This is a genomic window from Bordetella petrii (assembly GCF_020991325.1).
Taxonomy (GTDB): domain Bacteria; phylum Pseudomonadota; class Gammaproteobacteria; order Burkholderiales; family Burkholderiaceae_B; genus Bordetella_A; species Bordetella_A petrii_E.
The window spans coordinates 1-2,067 of sequence record NZ_JAJMLX010000454.1; the positions used below are offsets into that span (position 1 = coordinate 1).

The window sequence follows — 2,067 nt, forward strand, 5'->3', positions numbered from 1 at the left end:
TGCGCGCGCCGCTGGGCCGCCCGGGCGGCGACCTGCATGCCTTGCGCGAACGGCTGTCCAGCGTAATGTGGGACGACGCCGGCATCGTGCGCGATGCGGCGGGCCTGAACCGTGCGCTGGATGCGCTGGGCGGGCTGCGCGCCGACCTGGAAGCATTGGGCGTTGCGCACGGCACGCTTGCCTACAACATGGCCTGGCACGATTGGCTGAACCTGGACAGCCTGATCCACGTCAGCGAAGCCATCGTGCGTGCGGCGCTGGCCCGCGAAGATTCGCGCGGCGCCCACTTCCGCACCGACCATCCCGACGTGCGCGATCTGGAGCATTCGTGGTTTTCGGTGGTGACGCAGGCGGAGACAACCATGCAGGTCAGCCGGCAGCCGGTGCGTTTTACGCGCGTGCGCCCGGGCCAGACCTTGCTGACTCAGGAGGCGGCATGAAAACGAATGTCAGGCGGCGGCTGGCGGCCGCGTTCTGGTTGGCGGGCAGCCTGGCGCTGGCCGGCGCGGCGACGGCTCAGTCCTATCCGCAGCGGCCCGTGACACTGGTAACCCCCTTCAGCGTGGGCGGCGATGCCGACCTGGCGGCGCGCAATCTGGCTGCCGTCACCCAGCAGTACCTGGGGCAACCGCTGGTAGTGATGAACCGCGCTGGCGCCAACGGCGCCATCGGCTCGCAGTTCGTGAAAGAAGCCGACCCCGACGGCTACACGCTGTTGATGGCCCGCGTGGGTTCGCAGGCCATTCTGCCTGCGCTGCAGCCCAGCCTGGCTTATCGCTGGGATGAGTTCACCTTCCTGGGCCTGCTGGAACTGAACCCCTATGTATGCGCCGTGCCCGCGAAATCACCGCATCGCACGCTGGCAGACCTGATCGCCGCCATACGCGAGCGGCCCGGGGTGCTGAACTATGCCACCACCGGTCCCGCCACGGTGCTGAACCTGGGGCCGCAGTTGCTGTTCAGCTTGCTGGATGTGTCGGCGACCGCGGCCATGCCCATTACCTATAAAGGATCGGGCGAGGCCACGCTGGCCGCCATGTCGGGCCAGGTGGACTTTGTCTGTACCAATTACGCGCCGATATCCGGCCCCTTGCAGGACGGCCGCTTGCGGGCGCTGGTGACCACCACGCCCCAGCGCCTGGATACCTTGCCCGAGGTGCCCACGGCGCGCGAGGCCGGCTTTCCGCAGCTCGAGGTGATTACCGGCTGGAGCGCGCTGTACGGCCCGCCGGGCATGGATGCTGCCGCGGTGCGCAAGTGGGCCGACGTGTTGCGCAGTGTGGCGTCCGACCAGGCCTGGACAGATGGCACGCGCAGGCTGGGCAGCGTGCCCGATGTGCGTGCCGCGCAGCCCACCCGCCAGTTCGTGCAGGCGCAGGTGCAAGTCTATGAAAAACTGGGGCGCGCGACGGGCATATCGCTGAAATAATGGAGAATGTCCGCGCGTGCAGGCAGACAACCCGGCGCCAGGCGCCGGCTCGATGACAGGCAGGTGGCAGGCCGGACCAGGCCAGATCAAGGAGCGCTTTCGATGGCAGTTTCATTTCGCGGTGCCGATGCGTTGGCCCGTTCGATCCGGGCGGCGGGGGTTACCCGCGTGTTCACTCTGTCGGGCAATCACATCATGCCTGTCTTCGATGCCGCATTGTCGGCGGACATCGAACTGGTTCATGTGCGGCACGAAGCGGCGGCGGTGCACATGGCCGATGCCTGGGCGCGCCTGACGGGCGAACCGGGCGTTGCCCTGGTGACCGGCGGCCCTGGCCATGCCAATGCCGTGTCGGCCCTGTACACCGCGCAAATGTCCGAGTCGCCCGTGGTGCTCCTGTCGGGCCACGCGCCCAACCGGCAGGCCGGATGGGGCGCGTTCCAGGAAATGGACCAGGCCGCCATGGCGGCACCGGTGACCAAAGCGTCGTGGGCCGTCAGCGCGGCCGGCGCGATGGGGGCGGATTTTGCGCGGGCCTGCCGCGTGGCGCGCAGCGGCAGGCCCGGCCCCGTGCACCTGAGCCTGCCCACTGATGCCCTGGAAGATGCGGCCGAGGGCGCCACGCCTGCCGCGCGCAC

Annotated in this window: 2 protein-coding genes and 1 pseudogene; all 3 read left to right on the forward strand. The window is 68.8% G+C overall.

Translation table 11 applies throughout. The annotated features are described in order from the left end of the window. Positions 1 to 440, forward strand: a pseudogene (locus LPZ50_RS24440) (succinate dehydrogenase/fumarate reductase flavoprotein subunit); the annotation flags it as partial. Then, entirely contained in the window at positions 437 to 1,429 is a 993-nt protein-coding gene (locus LPZ50_RS24445) for a Bug family tripartite tricarboxylate transporter substrate binding protein (protein WP_230665430.1), read from the forward strand. The pseudogene LPZ50_RS24440 and the gene LPZ50_RS24445, both read left to right, overlap by 4 nt. 102 nt (positions 1,430 to 1,531) lie before the next feature. Continuing rightward, on the forward strand, positions 1,532 to 2,067 hold a 536-nt coding region (locus LPZ50_RS24450), incomplete at its 3' end, for a thiamine pyrophosphate-binding protein (protein WP_268903632.1).

Coding starts and splice junctions, on each gene's coding strand:
- LPZ50_RS24445 (WP_230665430.1), top strand. CDS start 437: ATGAAAACGAATGTCAGGCGGCGGCTGGCGGCCGCGTTCTGGTTGGCG.